21 protein-coding genes and 1 pseudogene are annotated in these 22998 nt (G+C 62.4%); 16 read left to right on the top strand and 6 right to left on the bottom strand.

The window, feature by feature from the left end:
- Window positions 1-25: 25 nt before the first annotated feature.
- Window positions 26-1492 carry a HAMP domain-containing sensor histidine kinase gene (locus M5B43_RS14590; RefSeq protein WP_248750773.1) on the bottom strand — a complete coding sequence of 489 codons (1467 nt, stop codon included), beginning with the start codon at window positions 1490-1492 and terminating at the stop codon, window positions 26-28.
- Window positions 1489-2199 carry a response regulator transcription factor gene (locus M5B43_RS14595; protein ID WP_248750774.1) on the bottom strand — a complete coding sequence of 237 codons (711 nt, stop codon included), beginning with the start codon at window positions 2197-2199 and terminating at the stop codon, window positions 1489-1491. The genes M5B43_RS14590 and M5B43_RS14595 overlap by 4 nt, the downstream gene beginning before the upstream one ends.
- A 141-nt stretch (window positions 2200-2340) precedes the next feature.
- Here M5B43_RS14595 and msrB point away from each other — a divergent pair, with 141 nt between their 5' ends.
- From msrB to msrA, 3 genes are read left to right on the top strand one after another with little or no spacing between them, the layout of a single operon-like run.
- On the top strand, window positions 2341-2841 hold the full coding sequence (msrB, locus tag M5B43_RS14600) for a peptide-methionine (R)-S-oxide reductase MsrB (protein ID WP_248750775.1): 501 nt from the start codon (window positions 2341-2343) through the stop codon (window positions 2839-2841).
- Window positions 2842-2879: 38 nt separating this feature from the next.
- Window positions 2880-4622: a cytochrome c biogenesis protein DipZ gene (locus tag M5B43_RS14605; protein ID WP_248750776.1), complete on the top strand. Its 1743-nt coding sequence runs from the start codon at window positions 2880-2882 to the stop codon at window positions 4620-4622.
- Between the two features lie 15 nt (window positions 4623-4637).
- Window positions 4638-5333: a peptide-methionine (S)-S-oxide reductase MsrA gene (gene msrA, locus M5B43_RS14610; protein WP_248750777.1), complete on the top strand. Its 696-nt coding sequence runs from the start codon at window positions 4638-4640 to the stop codon at window positions 5331-5333.
- A gap of 124 nt (window positions 5334-5457) precedes the next feature.
- Here the strand turns inward: msrA and M5B43_RS14615 are convergent, their stop codons facing one another.
- Window positions 5458-6408: an alpha-E domain-containing protein gene (locus M5B43_RS14615; protein WP_248750778.1), complete on the bottom strand. Its 951-nt coding sequence runs from the start codon at window positions 6406-6408 to the stop codon at window positions 5458-5460.
- A 2-nt stretch (window positions 6409-6410) separates the two neighbouring features.
- Complete coding sequence (locus tag M5B43_RS14620) at window positions 6411-7820, bottom strand: circularly permuted type 2 ATP-grasp protein (RefSeq protein WP_248750779.1); 1410 nt, start codon at window positions 7818-7820, stop codon at window positions 6411-6413.
- Window positions 7821-8226: 406 nt separating this feature from the next.
- On the opposite strand from M5B43_RS14620, the gene M5B43_RS14625 reads away from it, so the two are divergent.
- From M5B43_RS14625 to M5B43_RS14660, 7 genes are all read left to right on the top strand, one after another.
- Entirely contained in the window at window positions 8227-8772 is a 546-nt protein-coding gene (locus M5B43_RS14625; protein WP_248750780.1) for a hypothetical protein, read from the top strand.
- Window positions 8773-8784: 12 nt separating this feature from the next.
- Window positions 8785-8922 (top strand): hypothetical protein, encoded by a 138-nt coding sequence (locus M5B43_RS14630; RefSeq protein WP_248750781.1) that lies wholly within the window; start codon window positions 8785-8787, stop codon window positions 8920-8922.
- 375 nt (window positions 8923-9297) lie between these two features.
- Window positions 9298-11292: an aminotransferase class I/II-fold pyridoxal phosphate-dependent enzyme gene (locus tag M5B43_RS27280; RefSeq protein ID WP_283099482.1), complete on the top strand. Its 1995-nt coding sequence runs from the start codon at window positions 9298-9300 to the stop codon at window positions 11290-11292.
- A 24-nt stretch (window positions 11293-11316) separates the two neighbouring features.
- Window positions 11317-12171, top strand: coding sequence for a transporter substrate-binding domain-containing protein (locus tag M5B43_RS14645; RefSeq protein WP_248750782.1), 855 nt, complete (start codon window positions 11317-11319; stop codon window positions 12169-12171).
- A gap of 1 nt (window position 12172) precedes the next feature.
- Window positions 12173-12877 (top strand): ABC transporter permease subunit, encoded by a 705-nt coding sequence (locus M5B43_RS14650; protein WP_248750783.1) that lies wholly within the window; start codon window positions 12173-12175, stop codon window positions 12875-12877.
- A gap of 7 nt (window positions 12878-12884) precedes the next feature.
- On the top strand, window positions 12885-13583 hold the full coding sequence (locus M5B43_RS14655) for an ABC transporter permease subunit (RefSeq protein WP_248750784.1): 699 nt from the start codon (window positions 12885-12887) through the stop codon (window positions 13581-13583).
- Complete coding sequence (locus tag M5B43_RS14660; RefSeq protein ID WP_248750785.1) at window positions 13580-14578, top strand: DMT family transporter; 999 nt, start codon at window positions 13580-13582, stop codon at window positions 14576-14578. Before M5B43_RS14655 ends, M5B43_RS14660 begins: the two co-directional genes overlap by 4 nt.
- On the opposite strand, the pseudogene M5B43_RS14665 reads toward M5B43_RS14660, so the two are convergent.
- Window positions 14534-15073: pseudogene (locus tag M5B43_RS14665) on the bottom strand (TetR family transcriptional regulator C-terminal domain-containing protein); the annotation flags it as partial. The gene M5B43_RS14660 and the pseudogene M5B43_RS14665 sit on opposite strands and share 45 nt — an antisense overlap.
- A gap of 104 nt (window positions 15074-15177) precedes the next feature.
- On the opposite strand from M5B43_RS14665, the gene M5B43_RS14670 reads away from it, so the two are divergent.
- From M5B43_RS14670 to xylB, 6 genes are all read left to right on the top strand, one after another.
- Complete coding sequence (locus M5B43_RS14670; protein WP_248750786.1) at window positions 15178-16176, top strand: succinylglutamate desuccinylase/aspartoacylase family protein; 999 nt, start codon at window positions 15178-15180, stop codon at window positions 16174-16176.
- A 180-nt stretch (window positions 16177-16356) separates the two neighbouring features.
- Window positions 16357-17889 carry a sugar ABC transporter ATP-binding protein gene (locus M5B43_RS14675; protein WP_248750787.1) on the top strand — a complete coding sequence of 511 codons (1533 nt, stop codon included), beginning with the start codon at window positions 16357-16359 and terminating at the stop codon, window positions 17887-17889.
- Window positions 17882-18874, top strand: a complete 993-nt coding sequence (locus M5B43_RS14680; RefSeq protein WP_248750788.1) for a ribose ABC transporter permease — start codon at window positions 17882-17884, stop codon at window positions 18872-18874. The genes M5B43_RS14675 and M5B43_RS14680 overlap by 8 nt, the downstream gene beginning before the upstream one ends.
- 34 nt (window positions 18875-18908) lie before the next feature.
- Window positions 18909-19841: an ABC transporter substrate-binding protein gene (locus tag M5B43_RS14685; protein WP_248750789.1), complete on the top strand. Its 933-nt coding sequence runs from the start codon at window positions 18909-18911 to the stop codon at window positions 19839-19841.
- 25 nt (window positions 19842-19866) lie between these two features.
- A complete protein-coding gene (locus M5B43_RS14690) occupies window positions 19867-20859 on the top strand; it encodes a LacI family DNA-binding transcriptional regulator (protein WP_248750790.1) in 993 nt (330 codons plus the stop codon).
- A gap of 16 nt (window positions 20860-20875) precedes the next feature.
- Window positions 20876-22336 carry a xylulokinase gene (gene xylB, locus M5B43_RS14695; protein ID WP_248750791.1) on the top strand — a complete coding sequence of 487 codons (1461 nt, stop codon included), beginning with the start codon at window positions 20876-20878 and terminating at the stop codon, window positions 22334-22336.
- Window positions 22337-22391: 55 nt separating this feature from the next.
- Here the strand turns inward: xylB and M5B43_RS14700 are convergent, their stop codons facing one another.
- Window positions 22392-22850: a transposase gene (locus tag M5B43_RS14700; protein WP_248750792.1), complete on the bottom strand. Its 459-nt coding sequence runs from the start codon at window positions 22848-22850 to the stop codon at window positions 22392-22394.
- Window positions 22851-22998 lie beyond the last annotated feature (148 nt).

Consider the following 22998-nt stretch of genomic DNA (forward strand, 5'->3'; position numbering starts at 1 on the left):
TAGACGACGAACCCCCCGCCGCGGGTCAACGCGCTGATGCTTGGGTTTCTAGAGAAAAGCTGAAGGTCGCCCCCCGACCGGCTCGCTCGACCAGCTCAATGCGGCGCCCATGCAATTGCAGGATCCGGTGCACGATGCGCAGGCCCAGGCCACCTTCACGGCGTGCGCCGCCGATGGTGAAGGCACGCAGGAACAGCCCTTCACGCAGTTCGGCATCGATGCCCGGGCCGCTGTCGGTGACGGTCACCGTCACGCTGTCGGCTTCAGTTGCCAGGATCACTTCAACTTCGCCATGCATGGGGGTGTGCCTTAACGCATTGTCGAGCAGGTTGGTCAGCACCCGTTCGATCAGGCCCAAATCGGCCAATACCGTGGGCACGTAGGGGGGCAGGGTAGCAGTCAGGGTGATGGCGCGGGCTTCGGCGGTGAGCTCGAACTTCTGGAAGATGTCCTGCACCAGGTCCGGCAATGAAAAACCCTCGATCACCGGCTGCACAAAACCGTGTTCCAGGCGCACCAGTTCCAGCAGCGACTGGGCCAGGCCGCCGACTTTACGGCTCTGGTCCAGGGCAATCCCAAGGTAACGCCGGCGTTCTTCGGGGCTCAGGCTGGCGTCCTTGAGCGACAGGGTTTCCAGGTAACCCTGCAGGGAGGCCAGGGGCGTGCGCAGGTCATGGGAGATATTGGCGACCATTTCCCGGCGTTCCTGGTCTTGATGGGTAATGGCGCGCCATTGTTCGCCCAGGCGGTTTTCCATCTGCACGAAGGCGTGGTCGAGCACGGCGATTTCATCACCGCTGTCCAGCTCGGGCGCGCGCGGTTGCGCCAGCCTGGGCACGCCATTGATGTCGAACTGGCCGACCTTGTCGGTCAACTGGCGCAAGGGCCGGGTGATCCAGGCAAATGCGATCAGGCCGGCCATTAGGCACAGCAGGGCGACCAGGCCGATGGACCACAACGCGATTTTCAGCGCCATGCCCGTTGCATCCTTGGCGTCGTACACATCGTGGGCTTCGCCCAGCAGCACCACATACAGAAAACCGGTTTGTTGGCCGTTGGCTTTCAGTGGCGCGGCGCTGAAGACTTTGCGCCCGTCGACGCTACGCGGGTCATCGCCCAGGATCGGCAACATGGCGCCGCTGAGGAAACGCCGGATGGGCGCGAGGTCGACGCGATCACGCAGCAAATGCCCGCTGGGCGCGGCGTTACCGACCACACGGCCCTCGATATCCAGCAAATACACTTCGACGCTGGGGTTGACCAGCATCAACTGGTTGAACAGGTTGCGCACCGCTTCGGGCTTGAGGCCGTCGGCGTCCATCAGTTGGGTGTCGCGGGCAATGTGCGCGGCCAGGTCGCGAGACAGACCTTGCACCACTTCCAGTTCGTGCATGCGGTTGGAGCGCACCTGCAACCAGGCCGAGGTGCCGCTGCAAATCACCAGCAACACGGCGAACACCACCGAGAGGCGTTGGGTCAGGGTCAGCTTCATGGCGCGCTCTCGGCAAACTTGTAGCCGCGGCCCCACACGGTGAGGATGCGCGCCGGGTTGGCCGGGTCGGCCTCGACCTTGGCGCGCAGGCGGTTGATATGGGTATTGACGGTGTGTTCGTAGCCCTCGTGGCTGTAGCCCCACACGGCGTTGAGCAGGTCCATGCGCGAGAACACCTTGCCCGGCTGGCGCGCGAAGAAGTACAGCAAGTCAAATTCCCGTGGGGTCAGCTCCAGGCGTTGGCCTTGCAGGGTGGCATCGCGGGTGAGGGGGTTGATGAATAGCTGGCCCAGTTCAAGGCTGCCGGCGTCCATCTTCAGGTTGCGCGCCATGGCATCCACCCGGCGCAGCAGGGCCTTGACCCGCGCCACCAGCTCGGGCATCGAAAACGGCTTGGCCAGGTAATCGTCGGCGCCCAGCTCCAGGCCGAGGATGCGGTGCAGTTCGCTGGAGCGTGCGCTGGTGATGATGATCGGTGTGTAGCGCGTCATGGCGCGGGCGCGACGGCAGATTTCCAGGCCATCGACGCCGGGCAGCATCAGGTCGAGGATCAATGCATCCCAGCCGCCTTGTTCGAGCAGGCGCAAGCCTTCGTTGCCATCGGCACTGTGGGTCACCTCGAACTGCTCGTCACGCAGGTGCAGGCAGATCAAGTCGGCAATATGGGCATCGTCCTCAACCACCAGGACTCGTTTGGGCTGATCCATGTAAGGGAAACCTTCGCGTTGGGTTCGCGCATTGTGCGGGTTTTGTCTCAGTGTAGTTATCACGAATTGTTTAACTCTGCGTGAGGATTTCGCGACCGCCCAGGGTCCAGGATGGCCTCATTGTTCAATGAGGAGAACGCCATGTACTCACGTCGACAAATACTGCTGGCCGGTGGCGGCCTGGGTGTCGCCGTCCTGGCCGGTGGCCTGTTGAAACAGCTCAATGTCGTCACCGAAGTCCAAGCGGCCGAAACCTTCGAGGTCAACCACACCGAGGCCGAGTGGCGCAGCCTGCTGAGCGCGGAGCAATTCGACGTATTGCGCGAGGAGGGCACCGAACGCCCTTACAGCAGCCCACTTAACGACGAACACCGTGTCGGCACCTTTGCCTGTGCCGGCTGTGCGCTGGCGCTGTTTTCCTCGGCCACCAAGTTCGACAGCCATACCGGCTGGCCCAGCTTCTGGCAGCCGCTGGATAACGCCGTCGCCAGCCATACCGACACCTCCTTGGGCGTGGTGCGCAAGGAAATCCACTGTCGCCGTTGCGGCGGTCACCAAGGGCATGTGTTTGACGATGGCCCGGCACCCACCGGCCTACGCTATTGCATGAATGGCGTGGCCATGACGTTCATGGCGGCTTAAGCCAATGTCTATTTTTCATTCGTATAAGGGTCGATCCTATGTGGCTTCTGGTTCTTGCCTATCTGGGCGGCGTGCTGACCATTGTCAGCCCGTGCATCCTGCCGGTTCTGCCTTTTGTCTTCGCTCGCACCGGGCAGCCGTTTTTGCGCAGTGGCTTGCCGCTGTTGGCGGGGATGGCGGTGACATTCGCCCTGGTTGCCTCGCTGGCGGCGGTGGGCGGCGGCTGGGTGGTGCAAGTCAATCAGTACGGGCGTTGGCTCGCGTTGCTGTGCGTTGCCCTGTTCGGACTGACGCTGTTGCTGCCGCAACTGTCCGAGCGCCTGACCCGGCCGCTGGTGGCTGCCGGCAGTCGCTTGTCGCAAGCCGCCGGCGCGGATGCAAGGCCGCGTCCCGGCGCTTCGTTCCTGATCGGCGTGGCCACCGGGCTGCTGTGGGCGCCGTGCGCGGGCCCCATCCTCGGGTTGGTATTGACCGGCGCCGCGCTACAGGGCGCCAGCATCGGTACTACCTTGCTCTTGCTGGCCTACGCCGCCGGGGCTGCCACCTCCCTGGCCTTGGCCCTGCTGGTCGGCGGTAAAGTCTTCGGCTTCATGAAGCGTTCCCTCGGGGCGGGCGAATGGCTGCGCCGTGGCCTCGGTGCGTTGATGCTGGCCGGCGTGGCGGCGATTGCCCTGGGCCTGGACACGGGCGTGTTGTCGCGCTTGTCCTCGGCCTCGACCGGTGGCCTGGAGCAAAGCCTGGTGGACCGCCTGAGTGCCAAACCTGCACCACAGGGCGGCGCGATGATGATGGCCGCCAACCCCGGTGACACGCTGCCGATCGAAGGCGCACTGCCTGCGTTGGACGGCGCTGTGCAATGGCTCAACAGCCCACCGCTGACGGCCGAGGCGCTCAAGGGCAAAGTGGTGCTGGTGGATTTCTGGACCTATTCCTGCATCAACTGCCTGCGCACCTTGCCGTATGTCAAAGCCTGGGCCGCGAAGTACCACGACCAGGGCCTGGTGGTGATTGGCGTGCACGCCCCGGAGTTCGCTTTTGAGCGCGACGTGAACAACGTCACCCAGGCCATGAAGGATTTGGGCATCACTTACCCGGTGGCCATCGACAACAACTACAAGATCTGGCGCGCGTTCAACAACCAATACTGGCCGGCGCATTACTTTGCCGACGCCAAGGGCCAGATCCGTTACCACCACTTTGGCGAAGGCGATTACGCCGAGTCCGAGCGGGTCATCCAGCAACTGCTGCGCGAAGCCGGGGCGCAGAACGTCGGCGGTGGCTTGATCGAGGCCGATGCCAAGGGCGTGCAGCAAGCGCCGGACATGAACGAAGTGCAGTCGCCGGAAACCTACCTGGGCTTCCAGCGTGCGGAAAACTTCGTGACCACCGGCACACGGGGTACCGACACTGTGGTGAATTACCCGGTCGCAGGCCCCCTGGCGCTGAATAACTGGACCCTGGAAGGCCGCTGGAACGTCGGCGGCCAGCAAGCCACCCTTGACCAGGCCGGTGGCCGCATTGTGTATCGCTTCCATGCTCGCGACCTGCACCTGGTGCTGGGCCCGGGGGCCGACGGCAAGCCGGTGCGCTTCAACGTCTCGATTGACGGCCAGGCCCCAGGCGATGCCCACGGCACCGACGTGGCGCCGGATGGCAGCGGCACCGTGACCGAACAGCGCCTGTATCAACTGGTGCGCCAACCCGGTGCCGTCAAGGACCGCACCTTCACCATCGAATTTCTCGACCCGCACGTGTCGGCGTATGCCTTTACGTTTGGTTAATCAGGAGTGCCGTCCATGAAGCTTTTCAAATACCTGCCCGTCCTGGCGTTCGCGGCCTTTGTCGGGCAAAGCTCGGCCTTTTCATTCGCCCGCTCCGAAGACGCCGTGGCCATCGCGCCGCCGGCCCTGGACCTGCCCGCCGAACCCGGCAACCTGCAAACCGCCGTGTTTGCCGGGGGCTGTTTCTGGGGTGTCCAAGGTGTGTTCCAGCATGTACAAGGGGTGAAAAACGCCGTGTCCGGCTATGACGGTGGTGCGGCGAGCACGGCTGAGTATGAGGCCGTCAGCGGCGGCGATACAGGTCATGCCGAGTCGGTGTCCGTCACCTACGACCCGAGCAAGATCAGCTACGGCAAGCTGTTGCAGATTTACTTTTCAGTGGCCCATAACCCCACCGAGCTCAACCGCCAGGGCCCGGACAGCGGCACCCAATATCGCTCGGCGATCTTCGCGCAGAATGCCGACCAGCAGAAAGTCGCGCAGGCTTACATCGCGCAACTGGAGGCGGCCAAGTCGTTCGCCAAACCCATTGTGACCCAGGTGGAGATGGGCAAGACGTTTTACCCGGCGGAGGCCTATCACCAGGACTTTCTGACCGAGAACCCGTCTTACCCGTACATCGTGATCAACGATTTGCCCAAGGTGGCACAACTCAAAAAGCTGTTCCCCGACCAATACCGCGCAGAACCCGTGTTGGTGAAAAACCAATAAACGCCGTAAACCCAATGTGGGAGGAGGCTGGCTCCCGATAACGGTGGACCAGTCGATAGCTTCGTTGACTGACACACTGTCATCGGGAGCAAGCCCCCTCCCACATGTTGACCTGTGTTGGGCTTTAAATAACCTCCAGGTACGAGCTGTGGATGGCCCTTGCCAGCTCGCGCACGGTGTCGATGAAGCCCGTGAGCCGGCGGTGCAAGCCGTCGTCGAGAATCTCATCAATCCCGGTATAGCGCAGCCGCGCTTCGAACTCCGCGGCCAGGCGCTGCGCCGTGCGCCCATAACTGCCGGGCAGGTCCGCGAGGATATGGCTCAACTCCTCGACACACGCATGCAAGGAGCGCGGCACATCACTGCGCAGCAACAGCAACTCCGACACCGAACGCGCATTCAAGGCATTGGGGTACAACTCGGTATACGCCTCGAACGATGACAACGCGCGCAGCAGGGCGCTCCACTGGTAATAGCCACGTGCCGACAGGTCGCTGACTTCTTCTGACTCTTCACCGAACATCTCGTAGCGCGCATCCAGCAGGCGCAAGGTGTTGTCTGCGCGTTCGACAAACGTGCCCAGGCGAATGAAGCGATAGGCGTCATTGCGCATGATGGTGCCCGACGTTGCCCCCCGGAACAGGTGCGAGCGCTGCTTGACCCAGTCACAGAAGTGGCTGATGCCGTGCCGCGCCAGGCCGCCGGCGGCGATGCTGCGCATTTCCAGCCAGGTGGCATTGAGGTTCTCCCACATATCGGCGGTGATGCGCCCGCGTACCGCATGGGCATTGCCCCGGGCGGCGCGCAGGCAGTTGTAGATGCTGGCGGGGTTTTCTTCGTCGAGGGCGAAGAAGTGCAGCATGCGCATCGCGTCCAGCTGCTTATGGCGTTCCAGGTAGCTGTCGAGGGTGCCACTGCTGAGCAACGACATCGCCAGTTCGTCCAGGCCATCGCTGCGCCCGGCCTGGGGCATCAACGACAGCGAGTAACTGACCTCCAGCATGCGCGCCAGGTTCTCGGCGCGCTCCAGGTAGCGGGACATCCAGTACAGATCTGCGGCGGTTCTACTCAGCATACTCAGCCCTCCACCACCCAGGTGTCCTTGGTTCCGCCGCCTTGCGACGAGTTGACGATCAACGAGCCTTCCTTCAGCGCCACACGGGTCAAGCCTCCGGGTACCAGACGGGTTTCCTTGCCCGAGAGCACGAACGGGCGCAGGTCGATATGCCGGGGCGCAATGCCGTTTTCGACAAACGTCGGGCAGGTGGACAGGCTCAGGGTTGGCTGGGCGATATAGGCATGGGGGCGGGCCTTGATGCGCTGACGGAAATCTTCGATTTCGGCCGCGCTGGACGCCGGCCCCACCAGCATGCCGTAGCCACCTGAGCCTTGGGTTTCCTTGACCACCAGTTCCGGCAAATGCGCCAGCACATGGGACAGTTCATCCGGCTTGCGGCACTGGAAGGTCGGCACGTTCTGCAGGATCGGTTCTTCATCCAGGTAGAAGCGGATCATTTCCGGTACGTAGGGGTAGATCGACTTGTCATCGGCCACGCCGGTGCCGATGGCGTTGGCCAGCACCACATTGCCGGCGCAGTAGGCGGCCACCAGGCCGGGCACGCCGAGCATCGACTCGGGGTTGAACGCCTGTGGGTCGAGGAAGGCATCATCGATGCGCCGGTAGATCACATCCACGGCCTTGGGACCGTCGGTGGTGCGCATGAACACCTTGAGGTCGTGCACGAACAGGTCGGCACCTTCCACCAGTTCCACGCCCATTTCCCGCGCCAGGAAGGCATGCTCGAAGAACGCACTGTTAAAACGCCCTGGTGTCAGGACGACGACGTTGGGGTTGTCCAGGCGGCTCGAACTTTTCAGGGTCTTGAGCAGCAGGTTGGGGTAGTGGTCCACCGGCGCGATGCGCTGCTTGGCGAACACTTCGGGGAACAGGCGCATCATCATCTTGCGGTCTTCGAGCATGTAGCTCACGCCGCTGGGGGTGCGCAGGTTGTCTTCAAGCACGTAGTAGGTGCCATCGCCGTCGCGCACCAGGTCCACCCCGGAGATATGCGAGTAGAGGTCGCGGTGCAGGTCGAGCCCGACCATCGCCTGCTGGTAACCCTCGTTGCCCAGCACCTGGTCTGCCGGAATGATCCCGGCCTTGATGATGCGCTGGTCGTGGTAGATGTCGGCGAGGAACAAGTTGAGCGCATTGACCCGCTGGATGCAGCCGCGTTCGATCACCTGCCACTCGCTGGCGGGGATGCTGCGGGGAATGATGTCGAAGGGGATCAGGCGCTCGGTGTCTTGCTCGTCACCGTAGAGGGTGAAGGTGATGCCGGCGCGGTGGAACAGCAGGTCGGCTTCGCGGCGACGCTGGGCCAGCAGTTCCGGCGGCGTGTTGGCCAGCCAGCGGGAGAAATCCTGATAGTGCGCACGGCAGGCGCCGTTTGCGTCATTCATTTCATCAAAGAAAGATCGAGCCATTCCAGTACCTTGTCAGTGCCGAGGGACGCCTTGGGGGGCACTGCCGCTTAAAAAAACGCATTTTTTTATGAGCCCGTGGCGCAGGGTGCCAACAGGCCGGGTCCTTACTTTCTTATGGGGCGGCTCTGGGTCAAGGGGTAACGAATGCTCCTGTTTGCGGGTAGAAGAATGGATAAAGCAAGGCGTGTGCCGCAATTGTGCTCAGGCGTCGAAAACTGACTGTGTGTGGCGAGCGGGCTTGCCCCGCGTTGGAGTGCGCAGCGCTCCCGCTTTTTTGGGGCCGCTGCGCAGCCCAGCGCGGGGCACGCCCGCTCGCCGCAGCGCCCCAACTTGGTGCGGGAACAAACTTGAACTTCGCACACGCCCGGTTCTTCTAACGAAGCTCGAAACCGTGTGGAGCAACGTCGTGCCCAGAATCATCGCGCCCAACACCCCGCAGGCGGCCCTGGACGATCACAGTGAACACAACGCCAAGATCTTCGGCTCCCCCAAGGACCGCCTCGACTTCTATCGCCGCGAGATCCAATACGAAACCAGCATCCTGGCCAACCGCACCGACGCCTACCTCACGGCGCAATCGTTTCTGGTGATCGCCTTTGTGTCCGGCATGGGTAACCTGAACCCGGAATGGGGCAAGCTGTTCACCCTGGTGGTGCCGGTGTTCCTGGTGTTGCTTGGCATACTCAGCTCGCTGAATGCCTGGCCAGGTATTCGCGCAGCCTACGAAATCATCGACCACTGGCACTACAAGCAAAGTGAGCTGCTGCGCAGTGAGCCGGTGATGGGCCTGGCCTACGACGATTCGCCGCTGTTCTGCGAGACCGAGTCGTCACACAAGGGCTATCGCAAGTCGCTGCTATTCTCAATGCGTGCGCCCTGGCTTTTTATGGTGTTCTGGCTGGTGCTGGGGGCCTACGCGTTCTATATCCAGGTGGACAACCCGATTTCCTGAGAGGCGAGGGCCATGTCGAAAGAACCGGAAGACGACGAACTCAACGACCCAGGTAACGAAGACCCGGGTTCGCTGATGGATGATGCCCAGGTGCCGTTGCGCGAGCCGGATGACACTGCGCAGGCGGGCGAGCCTGAGCATCAGGACTGACGTGTATCCTGGCTACCGAGCGGCCAAATGCGGGTCAGCCGAACACTGGAGCGAGTCACCGCTAACCTGTGGCGAGGGAGCTTGCTCCCGTTGGACGGCGTAGCCGTCCCCTGCTTTTTAAACAAAGAGCGGGGCCGCTTCGCGCCCCAGCGGGAGCGAGCTCGCCACTGTTACGGTGTTCCGTTTGATTGACTGGCATACATCCGGGTATGTCGAGGGTTACAAAAACACTGGCAACGACCTGTTCACTCGATAAACGACACCCCTCCAAACTTACCCATTGAACGACTGTTCAGTTTGAACTATGTTGACCGCATCCACCCGTTTACACCTGAGCGGGTTCGCGCTTTTTCTTCTTGAACGAGAGGCTCTGGCATGCGGTTTTCCCCCTTCGTTGAGCGAATTGCAGGGCAGGGCGTCGCCGCCTGGGACATCCACCACGCCGCGTTCCACGCTGCCAGCCAGGGCGAAGACATCATCATCCTCAGCGTCGGCGACCCCGATTTCGCCACGCCGTCCTTCATCACCGACGCCGCCGTCAACGCCTTGCGCGAAGGCGATACCCACTACACTGAAATTCCCGGTCGCCCGGCACTGCGTGAGGCGGTCGCGGCGCGCTACAGCCAGACCCTGGCCCGCCCGGTGAGCGCCGAAAGCGTGATCATCGTGCCCGGCGCACAGAACGCCCTGTTCGTCAGTTCGCTGTGCTTGTTGCAGGCGGGCGACGAAGTGCTGGTACTTGACCCGATGTACGTGACGTACGAGGCCACGCTCAAGGCCAGCGGTGCCACCCTGGTACGGGTGCCGTGTTCGCCTGAGTCGGGTTTCCGCCTGGATGCACAGTTGCTCGCCGCGGCGATCACCCCGCGCACCCGGGCGATTTTCTTTTCCAACCCGAACAACCCCACCGGTGTGGTGCTCAACCCACAGGAACTGCAAGCTATCGCGGATCTGGCCATCGCCCATGACCTCTGGGTGGTGGTGGATGAGGTCTACGAAAGCCTGGTGTTCGACGGTGAGTACCACAGCCTCGCCGCGTTGCCGGGCATGGCTGAGCGCTGCATCGTGATCGGCAGCCTGTCCAAATCCCACGCCATGACCGGCTGGCGCATCGGCTGGATCATTGCCGCGCCGCAGATGGTGACCCACGCAGAAACCCTGGTGTTGAGCATGCTGTATGGCTTGCCCGGCTTCGTAATGGCGGCGGCGACCGCGGCGGTGTTGGCCCATGACGACGTGACCGTGGGCATGCGCGAAATCTACCGCCGCCGCCGTGACCTGGTGGTGGCGGGCCTCGGCGCCTGCCCGGGGATCAAGGTGCAAGCACCGCAAGCGGGCATGTTCGTGCTGGTGGATGTCCGCGGCACCGGCTTGGGCTCCCTGGATTTTGCCTGGCGCCTGTTCCGTGAAGCGGGGGTGTCTGTGCTCGATGCCGCGGCCTTTGGCGAACCGGCCCAAGGGTTTGTCCGGCTGTCTTTCACGCTGGGTGAGGAGCGCTTGAGCCAGGCGTGCCAGCGTATCGCAACGTTTGTGGCCAAGCTGGCGGGTGAGCCGCGTATCAACGCCGTGCCGAAGGTCGAAGTCGCACCACCGGCCGATGCCAGGAAGATGATCGACGTCATCGACCTGCATAAGCGCTTCGGCAATATCGAAGTGCTCAAGGGCATCTCCCTCACGGCCCACGAAGGCGAAGTGATCTCGCTGATCGGCGCCAGCGGTTCGGGCAAAAGTACCTTGCTGCGTTGCATCAACATGCTCGAAGTCCCCGACCAGGGCAGCATCCATGTCGATGGCGAGCCCATCAAGCTGAACTATGGCTGCCCCGGGGCGCCGCTGGTGGCCGACGCCAAGCAACTGGTGCGTATCCGCTCGACCTTGGGCATGGTGTTCCAGAACTTCAACCTCTGGCCCCACCGCACGGTGTTGGAAAACCTCATCGAGGCACCGATCCAGGTGCTGCGCGAAAGCCGCAGTGAAGCAATAGAGCGCGCCGAAGCCTTGCTTGACCGCGTGGGCCTGGCCGCCAAACGCAACGAATACCCGGCGTTTCTTTCCGGCGGCCAGCAACAGCGGGTGGCGATCGCCCGCGCGCTGGCCATGCGGCCCAAAGTGATGCTGTTCGACGAACCCACGTCGGCCCTCGACCCTGAATTGGTGGGCGAAGTGCTGCGCGTGATCCGCTCCCTGGCCGAAGAAGGCCGCACCATGATCCTGGTCACCCATGAAATGGCCTTCGCCCGGGATGTGTCATCCAAAGTGGCTTTTCTGCACCAAGGCATGATCGAGGAAGCCGGTTCGCCGGACTCGGTGTTTATCAACCCACGCAGTGAGCGTTGCCGGCAGTTCGTCAACGCGCATCAAACTCGCTAATTCCATAAAAAGACGGGGCACATCATGAAATCCAAACCCATGGCAAGGTGGTTGAGCAGTGCAGTGTTGATGTTGGTTGCAGGTTTTACCCTGGCGGCGGAGAAACCCATTGTGTTTGCGGTGGCGGCCGAACCCTATCCACCGTTCACCATAAAAGGCGGCAACGGCGAGTGGTCGGGTTTTGAAGTGGACCTGATCCACAAACTCTGTGCGGGCATGAAAGCCGAGTGCCAGATCAAGGAAGTGGCGTGGGACGGCATCATCCCCTCACTGTTGGCGAAGAAGATCGACGTGATCTTCTCTTCGATGTCAGTCACCGATGAACGCGAAAAACAGATCGCCTTCAGCCGTGCCTACTACGACTCGTTATTGGGCGTGGCGGGGCCCAAAGGCAGCGAGGTGGACATCTCCCCAGCGGGGCTCAAGGGCAAGTTGATCGGCGTGCAGATCTCCACCGTCAGCGCCAATTACCTGAAGAAGTATTACGAGAACATCGCCGACCTCAAGTACTACGACACCCAGGAGTCGGCCAACGCGGACCTGATCGCCGGGCGCATCGACTACATGATGGCCGACGACACGGCCATCGCCATGATGGTCAAGACTCCGGAGGCCAGTGGCCTGGCCCATATCGCCAGTGTGCCGTATGACCCGATCATTGGCCGTGGCGTCGGCGCCGGTTTGCGCAAGGAAGACGTCGCGCTCAAGGTCCGGTTGGACAAAGCCATCGGCGAGTTGCTGGTGAGCAAAGACTATGACGACCTGTCCGAGCACTATTTCGGCCTCTCCGTCAGCCCGTGCAAGCGTGGCGATACCCCGGCGTTCGTGAGCAAGACCTGCGACAGCCCGTACCCGCCCATCGCCCAGAAGACCGAATAAGATGTTCGACCTCCTCAGTTTCGGCGAACAGGGATGGGGTAACGCACTGCTCAAAGGGTTATGGATGACCCTGCAAATTTCTGCCGGCGCGTTTGCCGTCGGTGTGTTGATCGGCCTGGTGGTGGCTTGCGCCAAGCTCAGTGCACCGCGCCCGATTGCCCTGTTGATGCGCGGTTACACCACGGCGTTTCGCGCGGTGCCGGAACTGCTGCTGATCCTGTTGCTGTATTACGCAGGCTCCATGGGCCTCAACGCCTTGATGCTCGGGTTGGGGTATGAACAGGTGAATATCAGCGGCCCACTGGTTGCGATCCTGGTGCTGGGGTTGGTGCAGGGCGCCTACGCCTCGGAGATTTTCCGCGCGGCGATCCTGGCGATTCCCCACGGCCAGATCGAAGCCGCGCGGGCCTTTGGCTTGAGCGGCGTGGGCCTGTTCCGCCGGGTGACGTTGCCGATCATGGCCCCGTACGCCCTGGCGGGCATGTCCAACCTGTGGATCAACCTGATCAAGGACAGTGCGCTGATCAGCGTGGTCGGCACTAATGAACTGTTGTACACCGCCAAGCAGGCGGCCGGTTCCACGCGCCAATACTTACTGTTTTATCTCACGGCCGCCGCCTTGTATTACCTGGTGACGCTGGCTTCCAACCACCTGTCCGGGCGCCTGGAGCGACGTATTCGTCGCTGGATGCCGGCTGTCGAGTGAGTCGCCCATGCCTGAATGGATAAGCTATTACGCCGGGCTGGTCGCCAAGGGGTTGCAGACCACCTTGTCGCTGCTGGCGATCTCGGCAGTGCTGGGGTTTGCCCTGGCGGTGCTGGTGGCATTGGCGCGGCTGTCGCGACGCAAGTGGCTGGCCCGCGGCGCACTGGCTTACACCAGCGTGCTGCGGGGCACGCCGCTGCTGATCCAGATCTACATTTTCTACTATGGGCTGGGCAGTCTGTTTGCCCAGTTTCCGATGGTGCGGGGCAGCTTCCTATGGCCGTTTCTGCGCGATGGTTACTGGTACATCGTGTTCGCCCTGGTGCTGTCGGTGGGCGCCTATGTGGGGGAAGTGATTCGCGGCGGCTTGCTGGCAGTGCCCAAGGGTGAGATGGAGGCGGCGTCGGCGTTTGGCATGACCCCGCGCCAAGCCCTGTTGCGGGTGCGCTTGCCCCGGGCGATGCGCCTGCTCTTGCCGACCTTGGCGGGGGAGACCGTGATGCTGCTCAAGTCCACCGCGTTAGCCTCGACGATTGCCGTGGTGGACCTGCTGGGTGCGGCCAACGTGGTACGCGCGCAAACCTTGCAGATCTATCAGCCGTTGCTGTTGGTGGCCGGTGTCTACCTGTGCCTGACCTTCTTGATCGAGGCGGTGTATGCGATTGCCGAACGCCGTGGCACACCCCTGCGCAGGGCGGCCGGGTGAACCCGCCCCGCGCGCTGCAAGGGATCGCGCTGTGCGCCCTGGCCTATGCGTTCCTGGCGTTGCAGGACGCCGTGATCAAATGGTTGGTGGCCGATTATTCGGTGTTCACCATCCTGTTCTGGCGCAGCCTGGTGGTGGTCGCCGCGTGCGTGATCGCCGGGCGCATGGGGGTGTTGCGGCGTGCCTGGCGCTCTGCCAGCCGCAGGCTGTTGATCATTCGCGCACTGCTGTCGTTGTTGGCGTGGTTGTTGTATTACACCGCCGCCAAGGACCTGACCCTGGCGGAAATGACCACCTTGTATTTCTCCGCGCCGATCATGGTGACGCTGCTCGCCGCGCTGATCCTCAAGGAACGCGCCAGCCGTGGCCAGTGGGTCGCGCTGATCATCGGTTTTGTCGGCGTGGTCATCGCCTGCCGTCCGAGCCACATGGTCGATCCCGTGCCCATCGCGCTGACCCTGGCGGCCGCGCTGTGCTGGGCGTTCACCTATATCCAACTGCGCCAGGTCGACCCGACCACCTCGGTACTGGAACAAATGCTGATGACCAATGGCGTGTTCGTGGTCTGCATGGCCGTGACCTTGCCCTGGACCCACACGCCATCACCGACACCGGCCTGGCTCGGCATGTTGGCGGCGGGGCTGGTGGGCGGTATCGGTCAGTTCCTGTTGTTTGCCAGTTTCCGTCGGGCCACTGCGACGTTGCTTGCGCCGTTCGAATACACCGGTTTGATCTGGGCCTTTCTGTTATCGAGCCTGGTGTGGGGCACGTCGATGGACGGGTCGCTGATCATCGGCGCGGTGTTGATCGCTGTCAGCGGCACCCTGGCGATGCTCAGCGCCCGTCACCCGGAATCACAGGACGTGGTCGGCGCCGAATGCGCCGTGACGCAACCCCCGTACCCAGCAACGACAGATGTGCAAGCCGTTGGCGGGGCTGAACGTGCCGGGGTTGAGGCACCCCTCGAGCCAGAGCCCGTCGAGCATCGCCGATAGGCCGATGGCGGCCAGGTGGCTGTCGTGGATCACCAGGTTTTCGCTGCGGGCCAGGTCGTCCAGCAGTTGCTGGATCAGCGCCAGGTAAGCGCGGTAGCTGTTTTCGTGGGATTGGTTCACGTGGGGCGAATGGCGGATCAGGCTCCAGAACACCACCCACACGCCGAGCAAGTCGGGGTCCATCACTCGCGGTGAAAAAGACGCCGTAAGAAACGCATCCAGGCGTGCGGCCGCACCTTCGGCCAGCTCGACTTGCGCCCACAGTGCGCTGGTCAGCTCATTGGCGAGTTTGTGGTAGGTCTCGGCGACCAGCGCATCAATGCTGCCGAAATGGTGGTTCAGCAAGCCCACCGACACACCGGCCTCGGCCGCGATGCGGCGCACGGAAATCCCGGCATGCCCATCGCGGGCGAGGCAGGTGAGGGCGGCGGTAATCAGCAGGTCCCTGCGCTCATCGGGGTCGGCACGGCGCAGTTTGGGAGGGTCGATGTTCACGGGTATCCCTTCGATGAAGAAACTGCGGTGAAAGACAAGTGTGCTCAGGTTAATTGAACAGCTGTTCAATCTCTAGCGATTAAATGATCAGAGGAGGGCAAGGCATGGCATTGGACCTTTCGTGGCACGTAGCGGGTGACGCCGGTAACCGGTTGTCCATTGGCGCCTGGCGTTTTGACGGCGACGGCAGTGGGCCCAGGGTGCACCTGCAAGCGGGTGTGCATGCCGATGAAATCGCCGGGATGCTGGTGCTGCATAAGCTGCTGCCGCGCTTGCAGGCGTGCGAGCAGCAGGGCTTGCTCAAAGGCTGCGTGACCGTGGTGCCCCAGGCGAACCCCTTCGGCATCGGCCAGTTCCGCCAGGGCCGTTTGTTGGGCCGTTTTCACGCGGCCAGCGGGCAGAACTTCAACCGTGCGTTCGACCAGTCCCTGGCCATGGAGCGCCCGGCGAACACGCTGGCGCAATGGCAAAAAAGCCTGGTGCAACTGGCCGCCGACGCTGACCTGGTGCTCGACTTGCACACCGACGATGAGGCGCTGCCGTACCTCTACATCCACCGCCGCTTTTGGCCCGAGCAGGGCTTGGCGCTGGCAGTGGCATTGCAAGCGGAGGTGGTGATCGTCTGGGATGAAGGCGGCGATGGCTCCTTTGAGGAAACCCTCATCAATCATGGCGCGCCACGGCTGGCGGCCACCCTTGAGTTGCGCGGTCAAGCGGATGTCAGCGACGCTCTGGCGCAGCAGGATGCCGATGGCCTGTGGGCGTGGCTGTGTATCAATGGCGTGATTGATGAAGTGGCGGCCATCAGCGAATGGCAAGGCGAAGTGGTGGACATGGGCTGCATGGAAACCCTTCTCGCGCCCTGTGCCGGGGTGCTGGTGTTTGACCTGGGCCTGGGTGATGACGTCGAGGAGGGCCAGCCCTTCGCCAGAATCATTGGCCGCCCAGGCGACCCGGGTTCAGAAGTGATTTTGCACGCCGCCCAGGCCGGCCGCATGGTCACTCGCCACCGCGAACGGCTGGTGGCCCAAGGCTCAGTGGTGGCGAAATTCACCGGCACACGTTTATCCGATAGCTACAGCGGTGGGGTACTGGACCCTTAGGGTGCCAAAACGCAAGAAATGCTGAGATCGCAGATTTTGTGCCAGGTGAAACGTTTCTTCTAGCGACAAACGGCTGACGCAAGCGCTTGCGTAAGCAAATGTATCTGATTAGAGTCGGGGGCAACCGGCTCTGATCCAAAGGAGGCGGAATACAACAATAATAAATCCAGGAGCTCAGCCATGAGCCTTGACCCCCTGCTTGAGATGCAGGGCATCAGCAAAACCTTCAACGGTTTGCGGGTGCTCAAAAATGTCGGCCTGAAGGTATACCCCGGCGAAATCCACGCCTTGATGGGGGAGAACGGCGCCGGCAAATCAACCCTGATGAAAATCCTCTCCGGTGCTTACCAAGCCGACCCGGGCGGTGAAATCCACATCGACGGCCAACCCGTCGCCACCTTCGACCCTGCGACGGCCAAAACCCTCGGCATTGCCGTGATCTACCAGGAACTGAGCCTGTGCCCTAACCTGAGCGTGGCCGAGAACATCTACCTGGGCCGCGAGCTGCGGCGCGGCTGGACCATCGACCGCAAGGGCATGCAAGACGGCTGCACCGAGGTACTGCAACGCCTGGGGGCTGAGTTCAAACCCACGACGGCGGTCAGCAGCCTGTCGATTGCCGAGCGCCAGTTGGTGGAGATCGCCCGCGCCCTGCATGCCCACGCGCGGATCCTGGTGATGGACGAGCCGACCACGCCGCTGTCGTCCCGCGAGACCGACCGCCTGTTTGCCTTGATCAAGCAGTTGCGCAGCCAGGGCTTGGCGATTATCTATATCAGCCATCGCATGGCCGAGATCTACGAACTGTCAGACCGGGTTTCGGTGCTGCGCGACGGCCAGTACATCGGCGAACTGACCCGCGACGCCTTGTCGGCCGAGGTGTTGGTGAAAATGATGGTCGGCCGCGACCTGTCCGGTTTCTACAAGAAGGAACATGCCGCGTACAACCCCGGCAATGTGCTGATGCGCGTGCGCGACATGGCCGACGGCAAGCGTGTGCGCAATTGCAGCTTCGACCTGCATGCCGGTGAAGTACTGGGCATTGCCGGGCTGGTGGGGGCAGGGCGCACGGAGCTGGCGCGGCTGATCTTCGCCGCCGACCCACGCACCGGCGGCACCCTTGAAGTGGTTGGCAAGAACGTCACCCCATTGCGTAACCCGGCCGACGCAATCCGTGCCGGCGTGGTGTACCTCACCGAAGACCGCAAGGCCCAGGGCCTGTTCCTGGACATGAGCGTGGCCGACAACATCAATGTCTGCGCCTGTGTGCCGGACGCCCATGCGGGAGGGGTGTTAAACCGTGGCCACGCCGCGCAGCGCTCCAATGACGCGATCAAGTCCCTGTCGATTCGTGTGGGGTCGGGCAAGGTCAATGTCGGCGCGTTGTCCGGCGGCAATCAGCAAAAGGTGCTGTTGGCACGCCTGCTGGAGGTCAAGCCTCACGTGCTGATCCTCGACGAGCCGACCCGAGGCGTGGATATCGGTTCCAAGTCCGAGATCTACCGCATCATCAATCAACTGGCGCTGGCCGGTGTCGGCATTGTGGTGATCTCCAGCGAGCTGCCGGAAATCATCGGCACCTGCGATCGCGTGCTGATCATGCGTGAAGGCCAGTTGGTGGCTGAGGTCGGCGGGGCGTCGGGCCACGTTATTTCCCAGGAACGCATTATTGACCTCGCCACTGGTGGCGATCAGGTGACTGTCCATGGCTGATTCAAATAACAACACAATGACCCTTGCGCCCATCGGCAAGGCCGAGCGTCTGCGCGAACTGATGCGCACCGTTGGCATGTTGCCGGTACTGGTGTTGCTGCTGGTGGGGTTTGCCCTGGCCAGCGAGAACTTCCTGACCGGGCAGAACTTGTCGATCATCACCCAGCAGGCTTCGGTCAATGTGGTGCTGGCCGCCGGCATGACCTTTGTGATCCTCACCGCCGGCATCGACCTGTCTGTGGGCGCGATACTCGCGGCGTCTGCGGTGGTGGCGCTGCAGGCGTCGATGTCGCCGCAGTTCGGCATGTTTGGCATTGCCGCCGGCATCGGCTTCGGCCTGTTGCTGGGCCTGGTCAACGGTGGGCTGATCGCCTTTATGCGCCTGCCGCCGTTTATCGTCACCCTCGGCGCGCTGACCGCCATGCGTGGCCTCGCGCGTTTGCTGGCCGATGACAAGACCGTGTTCAACCCTGACCTGCCGTTTGCCTTTATCGGCAATGACTCGATCTTCGGCGTGCCATGGCTGGTGGTCATCGCCGTGGCCGTGGTGGGGATGTCGTGGTTCATCCTGCGCCGTACCGTGATCGGCGTGCAGATCTACTCGGTGGGCGGCAACCCCGAGGCGGCGCGGCTGTCGGGGATCAAGGTGTGGAAAGTGCTGTTGTTCGTCTACGCCATGTCCGGCGCATTGGCCGGGCTGGGGGCGGTGATGAGTGCTTCACGCCTGTTCGCCGCCAATGGCCTGCAACTGGGGCAATCCTATGAACTGGATGCGATTGCGGCGGTGATCCTTGGCGGTACCAGTTTTACCGGCGGGGTCGGCACCATCGGCGGCACGCTGATTGGCGCGCTGATCATTGCAGTCCTCACCAACGGCCTGGTGCTGCTGGGCGTGTCGGATATCTGGCAGTACATCATCAAGGGCATTGTGATCATCGGCGCGGTGGCGCTGGATCGTTACCGCCAGTCCGGTGCGCGGACCTGATTTCACTCCAACAACAATCACAAGAGAAACTCGCATGAACCTTAAACGCCTCTTTCCCGTTATTGCCTTGGCTGCCCTGATCGCCCAAACAGCGCAAGCGCGTGAACTCAAGGCCGTCGGCATCAGCATGGGCTCGCTCGGCAACCCGTATTTCGTGACCCTGGCCGACGGCGCCACGGCCCGGGCCAAGGCGCTGAACCCCAACGTCAAGGTCACGTCGGTGTCGGCGGACTACGACCTGAGCAAACAGTTCTCGCAGATCGATAACTTCATTTCGTCCAAGGTCGACTTGATCCTGCTCAACGCTGTCGACCCGTCCGCCATGGCGTCGGCGATCAAGAAAGCCCGGAATGCCGGGATTGTCGTGGTCGCCGTGGATGTGGACGCTAAAGGCGTCAACGCCACCGTGCAGACCGACAACGTCGAAGCCGGCAAGCTGGCGTGCCAATTCCTGGTGGACAAGCTCTCGGGCAAGGGCAACGTGATTATCCAGAATGGCCCGCAAGTCACTGCGGTGACTGACCGCGTCAAAGGCTGCAAGGCCGCATTGGCCTCTGCCCCGGACATCAAGGTGTTGTCCGATGATCAGGACGGCAAAGGTTCGCGCGAGGGCGGTTTGAATGTGATGCAGGGCTACTTGACGCGCTTTCCAAAAATCGACGGCTTGTTCGCCATCAACGACCCGCAGGCGATCGGCAGCGACCTGGCGGCCAAGCAGCTCAAGCGCAGCGGGATCATCATCACCTCGGTGGACGGTGCCCCGGATATCGAGAACGCACTGAAGACCGACACACAGATCCAGGCATCTGCCAGCCAGGACCCATGGACCATGGCCCAGACCGCCGTGAATGTCGGCAATGACCTCCTCAATGACAAGGCCCCGGCCGAAGTGATTACCCTGCTCGCGCCCACACTGATCACCCGCGACAACGTCGGTACGTACAGCGGTTGGTCGAGTAAGCATTGAGTCACTGAAAAAGGGGGGCAGCGTCGTGGTCACCATGGATGACGTGGCAAGCAGAGCGGGGGTGTCGACCTCGACCGTGTCTCATGTGTTGAACGGCACCCGCAAGGTCAGCCCGGCGACGGTGCTGGCCGTACAGCGAGCGATCCAGGCATTGGGTTACATCCCCAATACCCTGGCGCGCTCGCTGGCCCGCTCCAGCACCAGCACCATCGGTGTGGCGATTTCTGCGCTGTCCAACCATTACTTCAGCGAAACCGTGAACGCGATTGAACGCGAGTGCGCCCAGCACGGCTACATGATGCTGTTTGTCGACCCCCACGATGACCCGGAGCAAGAACTGCGGGTGGTAACGGCCCTGCATCATCGGCGTGTCGACGGGATTCTGTTGGCGCCGTCCACGGGGTCAAAGGCCCTGGAGTATCTGCAAGCCAATGAGATGCCAACGGTGCTGGTGGACCGCATGATGAGCGAGCGATTTGACCAGGTCGGGGTGGAGAACAGCCTGTCCACCCAGGCGCTGGTTGCCCACCTGATTGAACATGGGCACCGTCGCATCGGCTTTATCGCCGGGCGTGCGGGGCTTGCGACGAGCGATGAACGGGTGGCCGGCTATCGTGCCGCGTTGCAGGCTGCGGGGTTGGCGTTTGATGCGCAGCTGCTGGTCAACGGTGGTTCCAACAGCGAACCGGCGCGGGCTGCCACCGCGCAGTTATTGGCCCTGGCGGCACCGCCTACGGCGATTATGGCGGGCAATAACCTCATGACCCTGGGCGCCATGCATGCACTGCGTGATGCGCGTATTGATGTGCCGGGGCAAATGGCCCTGGTCGGTTTTGATGATTTTGATTGGGCGGATTTTTTCGTACCGCGCCTGACGTTGATCGCCCAACCGGTCAAGGCCCTGGGCGCCCGCGCGGTGCAGATGCTGTTGCAACGCATGGCTTCGCCCGACGCGCCGGTTCAAAGCGTGCGCCTGGCGCCGACCCTGCAATACCGTAATTCCTGTGGCTGTATTTGATCGGAACGAACCACGTATGAGCAGTCCTGTTTCTCTCGGTATTGATCTTGGCACGTCGGAGCTCAAGGCGATCCTGATGGACGCTGGCGGCACCGTGCTGGCCCACGCGGGTGTGCATTTGAGTGTTTCGCGGCGTCATTGCGGTTGGTCCGAACAGGCACCGCAAGACTGGTGGCAAGCCTGTTTGCAGGCGCTCGACCAGTTGCGTGGGCATGAGGCCTATAGCCGTGTGGTGTGTATTGGCCTGTCCGGGCAGATGCACGGCGCGGTATTGCTCGGTGAGGATGACCGCGTCTTGTACCCGGCCATCCTGTGGGATGACTCACGCGCCGTCGCCGAGGCTGAACAACTTGGCGCAGGCTTTGCCGACGTCACTGGCAGCTTGCCCATGGCCGGCTTGACCGCGCCGAAACTGCTCTGGCTGCAACGGCATGAGCCCGAGGTGTTCCAGGCAATTGATTGCGTGCTGTCGCCCAAGGATTACCTGCGTTTGCGCCTTAGCGGCGAGCGCATCAGCGAGATGTCTGATGCGGCCGGAACGCTGTGGTTGGATGTGGCACGCCGTGAATGGTTTACCCCGATGGTGCATGCCACCGGTCTTGCACCCCGGCAGCTGCCTCGCTTGGTAGAGGGCCGCGCGGCCGCTGGCGTTGTACGCGTAGCCGGACTGGGCTTGCCTCCCGGGGTGGTGATTGCCGGTGGCGGTGGCGATAACCCGGTAGCGGCTGTCGGTATCGGCGCGATCAAGGGCGGCGATGGCTTTATCACCTTGGGAACCAGCGCGGCCATCGTCGCGATCACCGAGCGTGCCGCAGGCAATCCAGGCAGTGCCGTGCATAGTTTTTGCCATGCGCTGCCCAACCGCTGGTACACCATGGGCGCCATGCTGGCTGGTGCCAGTTGTCTACGCTGGGTCACGCGACTGACCGGCATGCGGGATGAACAGGCGTTACTGGACCAGGTGCAAACGCAGTTGCCCCTCGGCCAGCCGGTGCCTTTGGACGCGCCGCTGTTTTTGCCATACCTGGCCGGGGAACGCACGCCGCATAACGACCCGTTGCTGCGCGGTGGTTTTATGAGCCTGGGCCATGATTGCACCCCGGCGATGCTCGGTTATGCAGTGCTGGAAGGCGTGGGTTTTGGCTTGCTCGATGCCTTGCAGGCGGTGCAATCGGCCGGCGCCAGCGTGGGCGCGTGCGCGTTGGTGGGGGGCGGGGCGCGCAGCGAATATTGGGCGCAGTTGCTGGCGAATATCCTGCAGCGGGAAATCTTTACGTTGCACGGCAGCGAGCTGAGCGCCTGTATCGGCGCGGCGAAGTTAGGCTTCCTGGCGATCGGGCAAGGTGAGGACTTGTTGCAGGCGGGGATGCCGGTGAAGGCACGGTACAGGCCGGACGCGATGCAATACGCGGTGCTGGCGCAGCGTTATCGAAAGTTTCAGGGCCTGTTAGCCGCCGCGAAAGCGCTGCACGGTTGATGTGGGTGACAAGCCGGCTTGCTACAACTGCCCGGCATGGCAGACCTATGTGCTGTCATAGCCAGGCCGCATCCCACAACGGATAGTCTCCAAGATGCTCGACCAATTCAGCTCTTAGCGGGTTGGCGACTATATAGCGTGCCACTTTTCGGAGGTCTTCCTCGGTCCTTACCGCGCGGTCGTGGTAGCCACGCTGCCAGAACCTCTCTTGGGTGCAACGCTTTCGGTTAATGCTCAGTGTGCTGCGCGACTTGGTCTGTCGCATGACATCGGGCAGCGTGGTGTCATTGAGTTCGAACAACCAGTGAAAATGGTCCGGCATGATCACCCATGCCAGCGAATTTACCTGACCGGCATCATGGGCTCTCTTGAGTTCCGCGACCAATAAACGGCCCAGGTAAAAGTCACGGAATAAAGGGCGACGCTGATGCACCACGGCAGTGACTAAGTAAGCGCGACCGGGCTCTGAATAGCGACCGCGACGTAATAGGTGGGAGTTTGGCTGACGTGGCAATCCGTTGCTCCTTTGCAGCGTGGGGAAGCTTTCACGCTAGCAGTGGTGGCGGACGACCTTGTGTGAGTTACGTGTCCCGGTATTTCAGCCAGCGGATAAGTCGTTGTGGCGAGCGGTATTTCTGTGGCTTGCGGGCTGACTGTGGCGA

This window comes from Pseudomonas sp. MWU15-20650 (genome assembly GCF_023242475.1).
Lineage (GTDB): Bacteria > Pseudomonadota > Gammaproteobacteria > Pseudomonadales > Pseudomonadaceae > Aquipseudomonas.

What these genes read in the sequence shown, in the direction of transcription:
- M5B43_RS14630 (WP_248750781.1), top strand. Translation starts at nt 8,785, where the DNA reads ATGTCGAAAGAACCGGAAGACGACGAACTCAACGACCCAGGTAACGAA.
- M5B43_RS27280 (WP_283099482.1), top strand. Translation starts at nt 9,298, where the DNA reads ATGCGGTTTTCCCCCTTCGTTGAGCGAATTGCAGGGCAGGGCGTCGCC.
- msrB (WP_248750775.1), top strand. Translation starts at nt 2,341, where the DNA reads ATGTACTCACGTCGACAAATACTGCTGGCCGGTGGCGGCCTGGGTGTC.
- M5B43_RS14590 (WP_248750773.1), bottom strand. Translation starts at nt 1,492, where the DNA reads ATGAAGCTGACCCTGACCCAACGCCTCTCGGTGGTGTTCGCCGTGTTG.
- M5B43_RS14595 (WP_248750774.1), bottom strand. Translation starts at nt 2,199, where the DNA reads ATGGATCAGCCCAAACGAGTCCTGGTGGTTGAGGACGATGCCCATATT.
- M5B43_RS14685 (WP_248750789.1), top strand. Translation starts at nt 18,909, where the DNA reads ATGAACCTTAAACGCCTCTTTCCCGTTATTGCCTTGGCTGCCCTGATC.
- msrA (WP_248750777.1), top strand. Translation starts at nt 4,638, where the DNA reads ATGAAGCTTTTCAAATACCTGCCCGTCCTGGCGTTCGCGGCCTTTGTC.
- M5B43_RS14620 (WP_248750779.1), bottom strand. Translation starts at nt 7,820, where the DNA reads ATGGCTCGATCTTTCTTTGATGAAATGAATGACGCAAACGGCGCCTGC.
- M5B43_RS14675 (WP_248750787.1), top strand. Translation starts at nt 16,357, where the DNA reads ATGAGCCTTGACCCCCTGCTTGAGATGCAGGGCATCAGCAAAACCTTC.
- M5B43_RS14680 (WP_248750788.1), top strand. Translation starts at nt 17,882, where the DNA reads ATGGCTGATTCAAATAACAACACAATGACCCTTGCGCCCATCGGCAAG.
- xylB (WP_248750791.1), top strand. Translation starts at nt 20,876, where the DNA reads ATGAGCAGTCCTGTTTCTCTCGGTATTGATCTTGGCACGTCGGAGCTC.
- M5B43_RS14615 (WP_248750778.1), bottom strand. Translation starts at nt 6,408, where the DNA reads ATGCTGAGTAGAACCGCCGCAGATCTGTACTGGATGTCCCGCTACCTG.
- M5B43_RS14655 (WP_248750784.1), top strand. Translation starts at nt 12,885, where the DNA reads ATGCCTGAATGGATAAGCTATTACGCCGGGCTGGTCGCCAAGGGGTTG.
- M5B43_RS14645 (WP_248750782.1), top strand. Translation starts at nt 11,317, where the DNA reads ATGAAATCCAAACCCATGGCAAGGTGGTTGAGCAGTGCAGTGTTGATG.
- M5B43_RS14670 (WP_248750786.1), top strand. Translation starts at nt 15,178, where the DNA reads ATGGCATTGGACCTTTCGTGGCACGTAGCGGGTGACGCCGGTAACCGG.
- M5B43_RS14650 (WP_248750783.1), top strand. Translation starts at nt 12,173, where the DNA reads ATGTTCGACCTCCTCAGTTTCGGCGAACAGGGATGGGGTAACGCACTG.
- M5B43_RS14605 (WP_248750776.1), top strand. Translation starts at nt 2,880, where the DNA reads ATGTGGCTTCTGGTTCTTGCCTATCTGGGCGGCGTGCTGACCATTGTC.